Below are 16143 nucleotides of genomic sequence, written 5' to 3' on the forward strand. Positions count from 1 at the left end.
AACCGGTAAATACTGTCACGATTGGTATAGATCGGCATTTACAAAAAAGCATTCGATGTAGGTTTGTAGTGTTCTGTTAAAGCTTGGGTGCACATAATAAAAAACCAAGTTTTGACTTGTCGACAACAAAAGAACAATGTCCTAACAAAGGACTCAGCTAAGGAAAGAGTTTCTAAAGCGAAAAATAAATAATCGGAAAACTGTTCACGAACAGTTAGTAAAATATTAGATACAAAAAATGTCTGATAAAATAGAAATAGACACTTGCTATCTAAGTTGTTCTAAACAGTTTTCCTAAAAATTAATAATTATGGCATCACAAGAGTCATTTATCAAAATTAAAGGCAATATAGAAGGGTTGTCTTTTTATAAAGGCGCAGACGGCGCTTATTACGTACGATCTAAAGGCGGAATAGATAAAAACCGAATCAAAAACGATCCGGCTTTTAAACGCACTCGTGAAAACGGTCGAGAATTTGCACACATTAACACCAGTGGTAAATTATTGCGTAGGGCAATTGCCAATTTATTAGCTAGTGTGCGGGACAGAACAAAAAGTTATAGGTTAACCCAAGTTTTGTCGCGTATAAAAAATCTGGACACCACCTCCAATAGAGGAGAACGAAAAGTGCATATAGGTATGCAAACTCCGGAAGGAAAAGACCAACTTCGGTTTTTTGATTTTAATCAAAGTGCCGGTTTAGATCAGGTCTTAAAGAAGGAGTATAGCTTAGATGCCACAAACGGACAGGTAGATTTGCTGGAATTTAATCCGGAATTAAACCTAAAGGCTCCCGAAGGGGCAACCCACGTTAAATTTCAGGCGGGACATCTTAAGTTCGATTTTGAAACCGGAGAGTCTGATTTGGTGTTAAGCAATACCGAGCAGTTGGAGTTGGATGAAAATGAGACAGACGTCCATTTAATTTTTGGTTCTGTTCCTACAGGAAACGGATTGGATTACTACTTTTTAAAAGTAGAATTTCAACAGCAACTTAACGGTACGTTTTATATGCTGAACAACGGCGCCCACAACGCCTTGCAGATTATAGAAGTGGTGTAAAATAATTGCATCCTTAAAATTAAACCATCCCAAATACTTAAATTAGGTCTTGGGATGGTTTTTTATTGGTTAGTGAATTTGTTAATAGGTTGATTGGTTAATTTGTGGTGAAATAGTATAACCTCACTAAACTCGAAAACTAAAATTACATAAAAGTAAAATTTGCGTGACATAAATAACTTTAAATAGAGATGTAAAAAAATATTTTCTGAAGTAAAAGACGAAATTCTATAGCTAATGTTAGGCTAAATAGTAAACATTACCCTCTACCATCTTAAAAATGTGTAATATTGCAGTTGAACTTAATTTTGTTACCATAGATTCAAATTCTATTAGTATTCGAATAAGTGCAATTTTAAGTTATTTTATAAATATTTAAAGTCTGGACAAGACAAAATGTTTTTGTTTAAAACCACAATGTAGAGCTTAAATAGTTTCAAAAAACACGAAATTGAGTAATAAAATTAAATGATTGATTATTTAAAACAAATACTTTCACGTGAAGATAGAAAAAGATTGCATAGAAAGAAATGGGCAATTTTTCATGGCAACGAACCAAAAGTTTTTGGTATAGGGTTGAACAAAACGGGTACAACATCGTTAACTAAAGCCATGTCTGGTTTAGGGTATAGAGTGGGAGATCAATATAATGCTTTAAAGGACTTTGAAAGTTACCAAAAAAGAGATTTCAAGCCAATAATTAAATATTGTAAAACTGCACAATTTTTTCAAGACATTCCTTTTAGTTTACCTTTTACTTATGTTATTTTAGATCATTATTTTCCCAATTCAAAATTTATTTTAACAATTAGAGATAATCCTGAGCAATGGTATGAATCTTTAACAAGTTTTCATGCCAAACTATGGGGTAAAAACAATAAAACACCAGTAAAGAAAAACTTGATTTCTGCTAAATATATTCGTAAAGGTTTACCTTGGGATTTGATTCAGGAGTTTTTTGACACACGTGATAATGATCCATATGAGAAAGAAACGCTTATTAATCATTACTTAAATCATAACAAACAAGTAAAACATTATTTTCAGAATAGAACAGAAGATTTGCTGGTTCTTAACGTATCTAAAAAGGGAGCTTATAGAGAGCTATGTCGATTCTTAAATAAGCCTGTTAATGCAGAAGAGTTTCCTTGGGAAAATAAAACTTAATTTTTTTCATCTTTAGCATTTTTAAAAACAATGATTCACGTCACCAAAACTTTTTTTCCGCCCATAGAAGAATACCAAAGCTATTTAGAACGTATTTGGGAAAATAAATGGCTTACCAATAACGGAGAGTTGTATAAAGAATTATCTGCTAAACTCACCAATCATCTTGGTGTAAAACATATTTTGCCAATGACCAATGGTACCTTGCCAATGCAGATTGCGCTTAATGCTTTTGCCAAAGAAAGAGAGGTAATCACAACACCTTTTAGTTATGTAGCAACCACTTCTTCCATAGTTTGGGAAAAATGCACCCCGGTTTTTGTAGATATCCACCCTGATTATTTAAGTATAGACGAAACAAAAATAGAAGCTGCAATAACAGACAAAACAACTGCAATTTTGGCAACTCATGTTTTTGGAAATCCTTGTTATATTGAAGAAATCGAGCGTATCGCTCATCAATATAACTTAAAAGTGATTTATGATGCAGCGCATTGTTTTGCTGTAAAATACCAAGGACAATCTATTTTTAATTATGGCGATGTGAGTACTTGTAGTTTTCATGCCACCAAGCTTTTTCATACAGGCGAAGGCGGAGCTGCCTTTGTACAAGATGAGAAAACTTATCATGAGATGTTTTACAGACACAACTTTGGTCATAACGGCCCTTTAGAATATCATGGTTTGGGCATCAATGCCAAAATGAGTGAGTTGCAAGCAGCAATGGGCTTAAGTGTTTTGCCTTATATGAATAAAATTGTAGCCGAACGTAAAAAAGTTTGTGATTTTTATGACGAACATTTAAATTTTTATGCAATAAGTAAATTAAAGATACGAGAAGGTACGCAATGGAATTATAGTTACTATCCAATCATCTTTAAAACAGAAAAAGATTTATTGGAAGCAGAAGCTGCTCTAAAAGAAAAAAACATTTTTCCGCGAAGATATTTTTATCCTAGTTTAGAGCAATTACCTTATGTAAAATCGAATGATTGTACAATTGCTGCTAGTACTGCTAAAAGAATTATGTGTTTACCTTTGTATGTCGGACTAACAAAAAATGAATTAAATTTAATAATTACTACCTTATGTTAATTGTTGGTGCTAAAGGTTTTGCTACGGAGTTACTACAAAGTTTGCCAGAAGACAACTTACAGTCATTAGTGTTTTTTGATGATGTTAGTCAAGACAATCCTGAAAAACTTTATGAGCAATATCCAATTTTAAAAACGAAAGAAGAAGCGAAGAAATATTTTAGCACAGTTAGTCAACATTTCACATTAGGCTTGGGTAATAGTAGTCTACGTAAAAAGCTTTATTCTCAATTTATAAAATTAGGAGGCATTTTTAAAGGGACAACAAGTAAGATTGCAAATGTTGGCAGTTACACTAATATTAAAGAAGGCTGTAATATTTTAGCTGGAGCTCATATATCCAACGGAGTAACTATAGGTAGGGGCGCATTAATTTATTATAATGTCATAATTACCCATGATGTTCAAATTGGAGATTTTGCCGAGTTATCTCCCGGGTGTAAGATTTTAGGTAGGGTGCAAATAGGTAATCAAGTACAGGTGGGGAGCGGGGCTATTATATTACCTGATTTAAAAATAGGAGAAAATGTTGTTATTGGTGCAGGAGCGGTAGTAACAAAAGATGTAGAAGCAAATTCAGTTGTAATAGGAAACCCGGCAAGAAAATTAAAAAATAAAAGAAAATAGAACTGGCATTCACAAGTATGTTGTAACGCTTTCTATGTGAAAGAAAAGAATAATACTGCGTTTGTGTTTTTATTTTAAATAGTAATAAAATATTTTATGAAACATTTTTTAATAACCAGGTTTAATGTTAGGGTAGAAGGTTGGGAAACCTCTCGTGATGGGGAAAAAGTACTAACCCCAGAATGGTTGGAAGAACGTTTTCGCTTGTTTGAAACATATTGCTTACCGTCTGTTATTAACCAAACCAATCAAAATTTTGATTGGTGCATTTTTTTTGATATAAATACACCCCAACAGTTTAAACAAAAAGTGACCAAACTTTCTCAAACTTATCCCAATATAGTTGCTATTTATATTAAAGACATGTCTTCCCTTATTCCAAAGTTTAGGCAATATATATTATCAAAAGCAGATAAAGAAGAGTTTATAATTACCAGCAGGTTAGATAATGATGATCTAATACATAAAAACTTTATACAAACTATTCGAGATAATTTTGTAGAAAAAGCTAATGTGGTGATAGATCTGCGTAGAGGTTACCAGGTTACTTTAGGCGATGATTTTCAAGAAATAAGAGCGTTTGATTTTAATTTTAACCCATTTGTTAGTTATATTGAGAAAGCAAAAGCATCGTTGAAAACTGTAATGCATAAAAATCATAGAGATTTTAAATATACCAAATTACAAACTATAGTCAAACAACCGCCTTTGTGGATAGAGTTGGTGCATTCTAGCAATAAGTATAATTCAGTAAGAAAAGAGTATAAAAGAATTTTAGATTTTGATAATGCTGCATTTGGTTTATCTGGTAAATTGGTTTTTAAAGAGCGAAGCCTTGCGGTTTTTGTGCACAATAATATTATAAATTTAAAAAGTAAACTAAAAAAAATAAAGAGAAAACTAAATGTATAATCTTTGTTAAGAATCCCGTAATTACATTAAGTACCTGCTAAAAACACCTATATTCGCAATCGCTATTTTTAAAAGCTATGTCAAAGCACCCTTTAGTTTCTATTATTATCCCTACGTTAAATCGTGCTGATTTAATCGCAGAAACATTAGGTTCTATCAAAGAGCAAGAATATCAAAACTGGGAGTGTATTATCATAGACGATGGTTCTACAGATAATACTATTGAAGTGGTTAAAGCTTTTTCAAAAGAGGATAAAAGATTTTCTGTTTTTTCTCGTCCCGCAAATTACGCTCCCGGCGGAAATGGTGCCCGTAATTATGGATTCAGAAAATCTCAAGGCACATATATACAGTGGTTTGACTCAGATGATATAATGCTATCAACAAAATTGGCAGAAGAAGTAAAAACATTAGAAAAACACAACTTAGATTTTGTAATTAGTTCTGGCTATAGTGCAGATAATAAATTACAAAACTTAAAAGAAAAGCACTTAGATGTTGGTCAAGATTTATATGTAAATTATACCACTTGGAAATCCAAAATATTCTTACCATCTATATGTTTTAAATCAACTTTTATCAGAAAATATAAGTTGTTTAATGAGAAGCTCTTGCGCGGTCAGGAAAATGAGTTTTTTTCGCGCGTTTTTTATAAGTCCAGAAAATTTGCCAAATATTTTGCTATAAGCGGTTTTCATTATATTTATCGGCAACACGATAACAATAAACGGAGTAGGCAACGAAACCAATATATTTCTGCTTACATGAATTCGTTTGTTTTTTTATCTTTAGAGAACTTTAAAAGAGGAAAAGAAATAGCATCCAAAGAAGTAATAAATTTTCATTATAAAAATTTACTTGCTTTTTTTTATTTAGCACTTAATAACAACGATAAGAACTTATGTAAACAAATTCTTAGTGATTTTTTGCCATTTCTATGGCAAACTAACAAAAGAATTGCCTTTGCTTTTTTTGTTGCAGGGCACTTATCTTTAATAAGAGGGAATAGTATTTATTTTTTAGAACAAAAATTAAAAAATACGGTTTTATGAAAAGTATTCTTTTAATAATACCGTATTTTGGTCAATGGCCTTTATGGTTTGATGCCCATTTAAAATCTATAGAAAAAAACCCTACAATTAACTGGCTTTGTCCAACAGATTGTGTTGTGCCAAACCGCTACCCAGAGAATATCAAGTTTTTAAAAACGAGTTTAGAAGAGTTTAATCAGAAAATAAATAATAAGGTAAAGGTAGATGTGCCCTTAGCAGGACGTAAATTTTGTGATCTTAAGATTGCTTACGGAGATGTTTTTGCCGAAGAGGTAGCCGAATATGATTTTTGGGGTATATGTGATATGGATATAATTTGGGGGGATATCCGAAAATTTATGACAGAAGATTTGTTAATGACCTACGATGTAATCTCTAGTAGGAAAAATGCCATTTCCGGACATTTTAATATATTTAAAAATGACAAAAAATTGAATGAACTTTATAAAAAACTTCCACACTATAAGACTCTATTCTCTTCTGAAAAGTTATACCGTACCGATGAGGTAACGCTCACGGATTTTATTAAAGAATCAGAAGTTTTTAAAAGAGAAGATTTAAAAGTTTACTGGAATAAAATTTTATGCAACCAAGAACGTGGCAGAGACTCGCATCAAGAGTATTATTTAGACCGCTGGCTATGGGATAATGGTAAAATGCTAAACACCCAAACCGGTGAAGAAGTCATGTATTTACACTTTATTAACTGGAAAAAAAAGATGCATTTTTCGCAAATAAATTTTAGTGATGCTCAGTCATTTTTTTATATTTCCTTTAATGGCATTCACTACAAGAAAAATTCTAAACTAAAAAAAAAGATTCAATTTTTTCTCAATAGCTTTATGGGTTATTATATAAAAGAGAAAAGACGCTTACGAATTAAGAAGTTAAAAAAAATAAAGCATCGAATTCAGAGAAAAATTTTAAAAAATGTTTCTATTTACACATATTGAAAAATGTGCGGGGACTAGTTTTAACCGTACTTTAAGTTTAACTTTTCCTGGTTATGTTCATGTCACTAGAAATCACTACGGAGGTAATGATTTTAAAAATGACTTAACCCACGATGAATTTAAGCAGCTAAAAAAAATATGGGTATCTGGTATAGGAGGGCACTCTGTAAGGCCATATTTATCTTTTTTAGAGATAGAGAAAAGTTTTAATATTACTTTTTTAAGAAACCCTATAGAAAGATATATGTCGCAATTTAATCACGAACGTGAGATGGGTTTCTCTGAAAATATTGAGTCTTTTATCGCTAAAGATTATACAGAAAATTTCATGGTTAATAAATTGGCAGGTTGTAATGATTTTAATTTGGCAAAAAAAATTTTAAATAATTATGATTTTATTGGAGATGCCAATAATTATTTAAAGTCTATATCGCTTTTAGCAGCTAAGATGAATGTTAATTTTTATGGAGATGGTATCAAAAGAAATAGTAGAAGACAAAACGAGAATTATCTAACTTATGAAGATTTAAGTTCTACTCAGCAGTCAGTGGTATTAGAGCAAAATAAATTAGATATTGATTTATATCAAGATTTCATATTAAAAGATAATTATATAACTAAATGTCAAAAATATGACTTTAAAAAGCCTTCCATTCTAAGATTAAAAATTATACAGAAATTGGATAAAATAAAAAGACAGAAAGTTAATAAAATCAGAAGAACGCAGTAAAATCCTTTAATTTTCTGATATTAGAAAATCATTAATAAAATAGTTATTTAAATTTCTATAAAATATAAAGTTTGTTAATTAACCTTTTTCACCCATTTTCTGGAGAAGCCATTGGTCTAAAAGAAAATGATTTATACCACTCGCACAGCAAACCGCATCAGTTAGCATTAGAAAGTTATGCCGCTAAGACAGGGCATAAAACATCTATTTCTTATTTTACCCAGGGCATTTTACCTTATAAAAAAGTATGTGATGGGGTACTTAAAAAGTTTTATCCCGTAACCGCACCTTTAGGTAAACGCAGAAGCTCTTGGAGAGCGCAACATTCTTTTTGGCATTATTACGCAGCACCAGCAGCTGTAACTATAATAAACATGTCTGGTCATGGAAGTAAATATACCTTTAAATATGCTAAGAAGCTCCATAATAATGATAGACCGTACATTGCGATGATAGGTGGTGTAAATATGAGTTTAAAAGGAAATGCACTGCGGTATTACCAAAACGCACACCATATTTTGGTGCATACTAAATTGCAACAACAAGAATTATACAAACACGCTAATTTTGCTAAACTGGATATTAGAGTGTTACCTTTAGGAATTGATTTAAATAAATTTAAACCTTTAGAGAAAAAAGAAATCAAAGTATCTTATAATTTACTATTTGTAGGAAGAATAATGGCTTTAAAGCGGTTAGAATTAATAATAGATGTGGTAAAAGCTTTAAGCGATGCAAAAATAAATTGTACTTTGCAGATTATTGGTTTCTCTGGTGATAAAGCTTATTATAAAGGTTTGCAGACCAAAATTACAGCCCTAAAACTTAGAGATAATATTAGATTTTTAGGAACAAAAAAACAAGCAGATTTGGTTGCTTACTATCAAGAAGCAGATTTATTATTGTTGCCTAGTGAGCACGAGTCTTTTGGCATGGTAATGGTGGAAGCGATGGCTTGCGCTACCCCCGTAGCAGCAATTGCCAACACCGGTGGTGCTGACGAAATAATAAACGCACAAGAAGATGGTTTGTTGTCGCATAAAGATAATTATGTAGAGCAGGTGGTAAAACTGTTTAAAAACCCGCAGAAGTTAGAAAGTTTGGCAAAAGCGGCAAGAAAAAAAGTAGAGCGAGAATATAGTTTAGAAAAAACTTTTCGAGTGTTTGAGAATTCTATTAATGATGCTTTAAAAAGCACGAGTAATGAGTAGGTACAAAGTTCTTGTCTATACACCTTTAGAGTTAAGCCAATCATCCTATTTCTTGACGGGGCTTTTTATGTTAGCGGAAGAAGGAAAATTGCAAATAGAAGTTAAGCAAGATTTCAAGCTCAAAAAAGGTCGGTTAATTGTGGCAGACCACAAAGTGAAAAAAGTTAATAAACCATTTCCTAAAGCTGCTTATTTTAAACTAATTGATATTAAAAATCAAACCTCTATTTCTTTTGCTACCGACACCTATGATTTTGATAACCAGTTTTCTGCTTACGCCCTAAAGCATTGTGATTTTGTTTTTAAACGTAATTATCTTCAAAAAAACATTGATTTTTTGCCTCTAAACAAGAGAGCTAAGATGTATAAAATGGGCTTGACTTTTAAAGTTTATTCAGATTTATTCAGAAAAAACAAAACTCTGCAATTAGGTTTCCTAATCGTAAACCTTAAAGCAGATTTTAAAATAGATAGGCACTCTCTTTCAAGATTATATAAAAGTTTTAAAAAGCATAAGAAACAGATAAAATTATTAAAGAACGCCAGACTCATAGAGCAGTACAACAAGGTGAAGAAGGGAGATGAAAATATAGTTTTTTTTCAAACTCGTTGTTTTAGCGAAGAATACCATGAAGATGTAAGACGAATACACGAACAACGCTATCATATTATTAAGCTTCTTAAAAAAGAATTTCCAAAATATTTTCGAGGAGGTTTTATTCCATCCAAGATAGTAAATAACAGATTTGCAGATGCTATTACAGATGTGCCTACTGAAGCACACGCTTATTTAGAAGCACTTAAAAACGCTAAAATTGTAATTTACACACGTGGTTTAGCAAATTCTCCTGCGTGGAAGATGGCAGAATACCTGTCACAAGGCAAGGTAATTATTGCAGAAAGACTCACTACTAATCTGCCCTTTGAATTAGAGCATGGAAAACATCTTTTATTTTTTCAGAATGATCAAGAATTAATAGAAAATATAAGCCTCGTTTTGAACAATCTTGATTTAGCAGAAAAATTATCAAGAAATGCACGTTTGTACTATGAAAATTACGTTCATCCTCGGGAAAACGCTAAACGAATTTTAGAACTAATGACACCTACGAAATTATGAATACTATATTTATACATCATCGTTCAGCGCATCATGCAAAAAACTCTGGCTATAGTAGGCTATTAGATTATTTTCCTAATGCTAAAAAAATTTACGGCTTAGAGTCTATGTCGTATAAATTGGCAAAAACAATAAGTCGGTTAAGTTCTAAAAAAGCAGGTTTGTACGATTCTTCCAGTGTAATGAAAGAGTATGAATTGTATAAAAGTTTGCAATCTGCTAAAAAAGAAAATGTTACTATACATTATTTAAATGCAGAACGAGATATTAGGTATATAACTAAATTATATGCAGGTAAAAAAAACTTTAACTTTGTAGGTACTTTTCATCGTCCGCCTGCTATTTTAGCCCAGCGAATCAAAAATTTAAATTATCTTAAACAATTAGATGCTGCGGTTACAGTAGGCAAAAACCAAGTAGCTTTTCTTCAAGAATGGTTAAATATAGAACAAGTTGAATACATACCTCACGGGGTAGATGTTAACTTCTTTAGACCGTTAGAAGACTCCTCATCTCGTTCTTTTAAAAAAATGTTATTTGTAGGAAAGCATCTTAGAGATTTTGATATTTTAAATAAAACCATAAAGGCATTATTACCCAATAAGAAAGATCTTTATTTAGATGTTGTGGTTGGTAAAAGTTATACTAAGTTTATAGAGAAACATGAAAGGGTAACCTTCTACAGTAATTTAAACGATTTAGAATTAAAACGTAAATATCAAGAAGCAGATTTATTACTGTTGCCTTTAAAAGATGCCACGGCTTGTAACTCTATTTTAGAAGCTTTAGCTTGTGGTAAACCCATTATAACGTCTAACGTTGGCGGTATTCCGGAATATCTAAATAAGACAGATAATATTTTGTGCCCTCCAAACGATGCAGATGCTTTTGTTGCCAACAGTCTTGAATTATTATATAACGATAGCAAATTATCGCAATTAGCCATACAGTCTAGAGAGAAGTCTTTAGATTATGCTTGGGATAAAGTAGCATTGCAAATCGAATCTTTTCATAATAAAACAATAAGTATCAACGGCTAGTTTAGTTATATAATAATTTCAATCTATTTAACTTACATCTTCTAAGTATGAAAAAATCAAATATTTTACTGTCTGTTTGCATGATTACTTATAATCATGAAGCCTATATAAAGCAAGCCATTGAAAGTATTAAAAGGCAAAAAGTAGATTTTGATTTTGAGTTAGTTATTTCTAACGATTGTTCTACAGATAAAACACATCAAGAAATTTTAAAAAGCACAGCATCATTGCCGCAAAACATTCAAGTTCGTTATTTTAATCAAAAAGAGAATCTTGGTATGTTTGGTAATTTTACTTTTGCTTTAAAAGAATGTAGAGGGAAATACATTAGCTTTTGCGAGGGAGATGATTACTGGTTGGATGACTATAAAATAGCAAAGCAAGTAGATTTTTTAGAAAAAAATAAAGCGTATAGCTTGATTACAGGAGGTATAAAAGAATATCACCAAGATAGCAGTAAAGTAAAATATATAGGCAAGAAAGAAGCGTATACCTTTACCTATAAAGATATGATTGTACGTAACCATTGCCATACGTGTTCTACCACTATTCGTAATTTTATTAAATATGAAGAAAATTTTCAATTATATCAAGATAGAGGTAGTGATTCACAAGTTTGGCTACGTGCTTTGGGAAAAGAACAAAAAGGCTGGTACTCTAATGAAACATTTGCCTTATATAGAAGACATGAAGGCGGAGTATCTATAATAAACGATCAAGAAAATACGGGGTATGAAAATAGAATTAAAGCTTGTAAGCGAAAAATTAATAAAGCAGAGTTTTGGAATACTTATTTTGATGAGTCTGCTACTTCCTCTGTATTAAAGGTTAAAAAGAAAATGTATAAACGCATGTTTAAAACTGCTTGGCAACATAAAAAATATTTCGAAAGCTTATCTTTTTTGGCGTATCTTTTAACTATACCAAGTCCAAATGATAATTAAATTTTTCTTTATTTAAAAAATATTCTAACGTATGACTATCAACGAAGGGAATAGAAAAAAACTTCTCATTACCGGCGCAGCTGGGTTTAACCCGTGAAATAATGGCAAAATGGATAGTTATTATTACATATATGTACTTTTAAGTGAGAAAGACGGTAAAAAATATACGGGTTATACAACCAATTTGCCATTAGGAATTGAGGCTCATCACAAAGGAAAAGTAAAATCAACAAAGCACCGTAGACCATTAAAATTGATTTACTTTGAAGGTTGTTTGTCGCAAGATGATGCTATTAAGAGAGAAAAATATTTAAAAACGCACTATGGAAAAATGTATTTGGGGAAGCGCCTCAAATCTTATTTATCCTGTCAAACTAAAAACAAAAACAAATAACGCCTTAAGAAATCTAATACTTGTTTAACAGGATTTCACAGGTCAAGAAGATAAGTAATGAACTTAGAACAATTTAATCAGCTTAAAGATAATAAGATTTTAGTTACTGGTGCCGCTGGGTTCATCGGTTTCCATTTATGCAGACAATTGCTGGAACAAGGTTATTCGTTAATCGGATTAGACAACCTAAACAACTATTACGATGTTGGTTTAAAATTTGACCGTCTGGCAGAATTGGGTATAGAAAAAGACGACGCTTCCTATTATAACAAGCTTTGTACTTCTTCAAAACATGCCAACTTTCAGTTTATACAACTAAAAATAGAAGATCGCGTCCAGTTGCCTAAATTGTTTCAGCAACATAATTTCGATAAAGTCTGTAATTTAGCAGCCCAGGCCGGCGTGCGTTATAGTATAGAAAACCCGGAAGTGTATGCAGATTCAAACATCAGCGGGTTTTTAAATCTATTGGAATGCATGCGTCATAACGAAGTGAAAAAATTGGTTTATGCCAGTAGTTCTAGCGTATATGGTAACAACAAAAAAGTGCCATTTGCCGAAACCGATAATGTAGATGAACCCATAAGTGTCTATGCGGCTACAAAAAAATCGAACGAATTAATGGCGCATACCTATAGCCACCTTTACGGAATAGAATGTATAGGTTTGCGCTTTTTTACAGTTTACGGACCGTGGGGTCGCCCGGATATGGCATTATTTTTATTTACCGATGCCATCTTAAAAGACAAACCCATAAAAGTATTTAACCACGGCGATTTGTCGCGCGATTTCACCTTTATAGATGATATTATTACCGGAGTCGTAAATACTTTAGAAAAAAGTTTACCTAATAAAAGCTTGCACGAAGTTTATAATATAGGCAATTCCAGTCCGGTACAATTAATAGATTTTATAAAAGCCATAGAAGAAGCAACGAGACGCGAAGCAAAAAAGGAAATGCTCCCCATGCAACCCGGCGATGTAGCAACCACCTACGCAGATGTTTCTAAACTCAAAAGAGATTTCAATTACGCCCCCAACACCAAGGTAAAAGAAGGAATTCGTAGTTTTGTGGAGTGGTATAAGGGGTATTATGGGGTTTAGTTGAATAGTCGAAAAAACGTATATTCGAATAGTCTAGAGAGTCAAGGGTTGAAGAGTCAGGAGTCGAAGAGTCAAGAGTTGAAGAGTCAAGAGTTGAAGAGTCAAAGAGTTAGGGAACATCAGTTTACCTAATTAAGTCCCAAGACTAATGATTACAGACTAATGACTATCGACTACCGACTAATGACTAATGACTAATGACCACCGACTAAAGACTCCTACTAATAATAAAGAGTATGAATAATTTTAAATTTGAAGAATTAAAAGTATATCAAAAGAGTTTAGACTTCGTTGATCTTATATATGCACAGGTAAAAACCTTTCCAAAATCTGAACGCTATAATCTCAGTTCCCAATTCCGTAGGGCTTCAACTTCAATTCCCTTAAATATTCGACCTGTGAAATAAATTCAAAGCCTTATGAAAGATTTTTATTACATTTACGTCCTGCAAAGCGAAGTCGATGGCAAAAACTATACGGGTTATACTCAGGATTTGAATTTACGATTTGAGCAACATAATAAAGGCTATGTAGAATCTACAAAAAATCGAAGACCGTTTAAAATTATTTATTTTGAAGCTTGTTTATGTCAAAATGATGCGCTGAAAAGGGAAAAATACCTTAAAACCCACTACGGTAAAATGTTCTTAAAAAATAGACTCAAATCGTATTTCATAGGTTAGACGGAAGGTCAAGGAAATACGAATTTGCAATTTAACAGATATATTATGATTGCAAAGTCCTCAGTAAATGAATGTATCGTATGCAATACTATTGCCAAGCGTCAAAATTATATAACCGATAAAGAATATGATAAAAATCGAAAAGATTTAGTTGAAATCTCAAAAATGTTAACTAAGTTAAGCCAATATTTAAAAAGAGAGTAAATTATAGGGTCAAGGGGTCAAGAGTCGATAAGTAAGGAATCAAAGATTGAGTCTATTCAATTAAGTCCCAAGACCAAAAACTACCGACTACAGACTCACGACTCACGACTAAAGACTAACAAATGAAAATCACCATCTTCGACGGTTCCTTTAAAACCACCGCTTTTATCCGGCGCTTAATGCAAGGCTTGGTTAAAAATGGGGTGCAGGTTAGTGTTATAGGTTTTAATGAAGACAACCCTAATCCGGTGTCCGGGGTAAACTATAGAAGCTTGGGCAGTAACCAAAATAAGTTGAGTTTTATAAAAACCAGTCTAAGCTTAGCTTTAAGATCTCGATCTTTATCAAAAATCACCTCTACTTTAAATTTTCTTGCTAAAGGTAAACGCAAAGCCTTACAAAACCAAAATCTAGATTTAGTTTTACACGATCTTCAGCCAGATATTGTTCACTTGCAATGGCCATCCTTATTGCCATGGATGGAGCCCTATTTGGAAAAAGAGAGTTTTAAAGTTATTTTAAGTCAGCGCGGGTTTCATACCAATGTGCGTCCCTTTGTAAACAAACAAAATTTTGATTATTTGCAGAAAATATATCCACAATTAGATGGTTTACATTCGGTCTCCGAAGCAATTTCTAAAGTAGGTAAAAAAATAGGCACTCCGAAAACTAAAATAGATCGTGTGGTATATACCGGATTACATTTAGCAGATTTTCCTTTTGAAGTGAAAGTAGCAAACCACAAAAAATTGCAATTGTTATCGGTAGGCAGGCCGCACTGGAAAAAAGATTATCCTACAGCTATAAAAGCCTGTGCAATTTTAAAAGAAAAAAACATATCCTTTCATTACACCATCGTAGGAGGGGAGGGCGATGAAGAAAGTTTGTTTTTGATACACGAATTGGGATTGGAGAATCATATTAGCCTTACGGGGAAACTTCCCCAACAAGAAGTTTTTAAAAAAATGCGGGAAGCTGATTTGTTTTTATTGCCAAGTATAGAAGAAGGCATCGCCAATGTTGCAGTAGAAGCGATGGCTTTAGGTACGCCGGTAATTTCAACTAATTGTGGCGGAATGGAAGAGTTGATTAAAAACAAGAAAGAAGGTTGGATAATACCCACTCGCGATGAAGTGGCCTTGGCAGAAGCTGTTGAAGAATTTATTGCTTTAGAAGAGTCTGAAGTAATAGAAGTCATTAAAAATGCCAGAAAAAAAGTAGAATTCCAACACCAAGAATCAAAAATGGTAAGAGATATGATCGACTTGTATAAGGCTGTAATAAAAGACTAAAGTTGTAAGTATTTTTAAGACTCCACGTCAAAAAACTGTCATTTCGATGGGTGGACGAATGAGAAATTCTCTCCCGCTTACTGCTTATCCACACTCGGAAAAAAGATCTCTCCTATCGTCGAGATGACAATTGGAAAACAAAATAACACTGTTATTTCATTGGAAGGAAGACTGAGAAAATTCATTAGTCAATGAGTTAATTAGTTGATTCGAGAAACGAACAACATTAAACGCTAAATCAATTCATTAATTTTGAATTTTGAAATCAGTATAACTGCCAACTGACCACTGACCACTGTAAACTAGTATAATGTAAATTGTATACTGTACATTGTGTATTGAAAAGAATAGTAAAATATACCATCACCACTAATCACTCAGCCACTCAAAACAGCCAAAAAGTTTTTTTCTACCGTCCAAATGACAATCAAAAAAATCCTAGTGTCATTTCGATGGAGGAACGACTGAGAAATCTTTTTCAACTCTGTCTTTAGTCCATCAAAAACGGTCAGCAAATGATTTTTTTTAAAATCTTACTCAGCACTGCTTACTA

17 protein-coding genes and 1 pseudogene are annotated in these 16143 nt (G+C 32.4%); all 18 read left to right on the top strand.

Translation table 11 applies throughout. The annotated features are described in order from the left end of the window. Positions 1 to 310 precede the first annotated feature (310 nt). Positions 311 to 1063: a hypothetical protein gene (locus tag FKR84_RS12670; protein ID WP_141422686.1), complete on the top strand. Its 753-nt coding sequence runs from the start codon at positions 311 to 313 to the stop codon at positions 1061 to 1063. Positions 1064 to 1531: 468 nt separating this feature from the next. Next, entirely contained in the window at positions 1532 to 2230 is a 699-nt protein-coding gene (locus tag FKR84_RS12675) for a sulfotransferase (RefSeq protein ID WP_141422687.1), read from the top strand. A gap of 30 nt (positions 2231 to 2260) precedes the next feature. Next, positions 2261 to 3325: a DegT/DnrJ/EryC1/StrS family aminotransferase gene (locus FKR84_RS12680; protein ID WP_141422688.1), complete on the top strand. Its 1065-nt coding sequence runs from the start codon at positions 2261 to 2263 to the stop codon at positions 3323 to 3325. Beyond that, complete coding sequence (locus tag FKR84_RS12685; RefSeq protein ID WP_141422689.1) at positions 3319 to 3951, top strand: NeuD/PglB/VioB family sugar acetyltransferase; 633 nt, start codon at positions 3319 to 3321, stop codon at positions 3949 to 3951. Before FKR84_RS12680 ends, FKR84_RS12685 begins: the two co-directional genes overlap by 7 nt. Positions 3952 to 4047: 96 nt before the next feature. After that, positions 4048 to 4863 (top strand): glycosyltransferase, encoded by an 816-nt coding sequence (locus FKR84_RS12690; RefSeq protein WP_141422690.1) that lies wholly within the window; start codon positions 4048 to 4050, stop codon positions 4861 to 4863. Between the two features lie 77 nt (positions 4864 to 4940). Next, a complete protein-coding gene (locus FKR84_RS12695; RefSeq protein ID WP_141422691.1) occupies positions 4941 to 5915 on the top strand; it encodes a glycosyltransferase family 2 protein in 975 nt (324 codons plus the stop codon). After that, entirely contained in the window at positions 5912 to 6868 is a 957-nt protein-coding gene (locus FKR84_RS12700) for a DUF6625 family protein (protein ID WP_141422692.1), read from the top strand. Before FKR84_RS12695 ends, FKR84_RS12700 begins: the two co-directional genes overlap by 4 nt. Further along, positions 6846 to 7598: a sulfotransferase family 2 domain-containing protein gene (locus tag FKR84_RS12705; RefSeq protein WP_141422693.1), complete on the top strand. Its 753-nt coding sequence runs from the start codon at positions 6846 to 6848 to the stop codon at positions 7596 to 7598. The genes FKR84_RS12700 and FKR84_RS12705 overlap by 23 nt, the downstream gene beginning before the upstream one ends. Positions 7599 to 7669: 71 nt before the next feature. Beyond that, entirely contained in the window at positions 7670 to 8809 is a 1140-nt protein-coding gene (locus FKR84_RS12710; RefSeq protein WP_141422694.1) for a glycosyltransferase family 4 protein, read from the top strand. Further along, positions 8802 to 9929 carry a glycosyltransferase gene (locus FKR84_RS12715; protein WP_141422695.1) on the top strand — a complete coding sequence of 376 codons (1128 nt, stop codon included), beginning with the start codon at positions 8802 to 8804 and terminating at the stop codon, positions 9927 to 9929. Before FKR84_RS12710 ends, FKR84_RS12715 begins: the two co-directional genes overlap by 8 nt. Then, positions 9926 to 10969, top strand: a complete 1044-nt coding sequence (locus FKR84_RS12720; protein WP_141422696.1) for a glycosyltransferase family 4 protein — start codon at positions 9926 to 9928, stop codon at positions 10967 to 10969. The genes FKR84_RS12715 and FKR84_RS12720 overlap by 4 nt, the downstream gene beginning before the upstream one ends. Before the next feature lie 47 nt (positions 10970 to 11016). Further along, positions 11017 to 11913, top strand: coding sequence for a glycosyltransferase family 2 protein (locus FKR84_RS12725; RefSeq protein WP_141422697.1), 897 nt, complete (start codon positions 11017 to 11019; stop codon positions 11911 to 11913). A gap of 109 nt (positions 11914 to 12022) precedes the next feature. Further along, positions 12023 to 12307 (top strand): GIY-YIG nuclease family protein, encoded by a 285-nt coding sequence (locus FKR84_RS12730; protein WP_141422698.1) that lies wholly within the window; start codon positions 12023 to 12025, stop codon positions 12305 to 12307. 57 nt (positions 12308 to 12364) lie between these two features. Then, the gene (locus tag FKR84_RS12735) at positions 12365 to 13411 is read left to right on the top strand and encodes a GDP-mannose 4,6-dehydratase (protein WP_141422699.1); all 1047 of its coding nucleotides are present in this window, start codon (positions 12365 to 12367) and stop codon (positions 13409 to 13411) included. Between the two features lie 236 nt (positions 13412 to 13647). Next, positions 13648 to 13818, top strand: a complete 171-nt coding sequence (locus FKR84_RS12740; RefSeq protein WP_233357769.1) for a four helix bundle protein — start codon at positions 13648 to 13650, stop codon at positions 13816 to 13818. Between the two features lie 12 nt (positions 13819 to 13830). Beyond that, on the top strand, positions 13831 to 14094 hold the full coding sequence (locus FKR84_RS12745) for a GIY-YIG nuclease family protein (protein ID WP_141422700.1): 264 nt from the start codon (positions 13831 to 13833) through the stop codon (positions 14092 to 14094). A gap of 15 nt (positions 14095 to 14109) precedes the next feature. After that, a pseudogene (locus tag FKR84_RS12750) lies at positions 14110 to 14298 on the top strand (four helix bundle protein); the annotation flags it as partial. Between the two features lie 122 nt (positions 14299 to 14420). Beyond that, entirely contained in the window at positions 14421 to 15590 is a 1170-nt protein-coding gene (locus FKR84_RS12755; protein WP_141422702.1) for a glycosyltransferase family 4 protein, read from the top strand. Positions 15591 to 16143 lie beyond the last annotated feature (553 nt).

It is taken from the genome of Haloflavibacter putidus, assembly GCF_006546625.1.
GTDB classification, from domain to species: Bacteria; Bacteroidota; Bacteroidia; order Flavobacteriales; family Flavobacteriaceae; genus Mesonia; species Mesonia putida.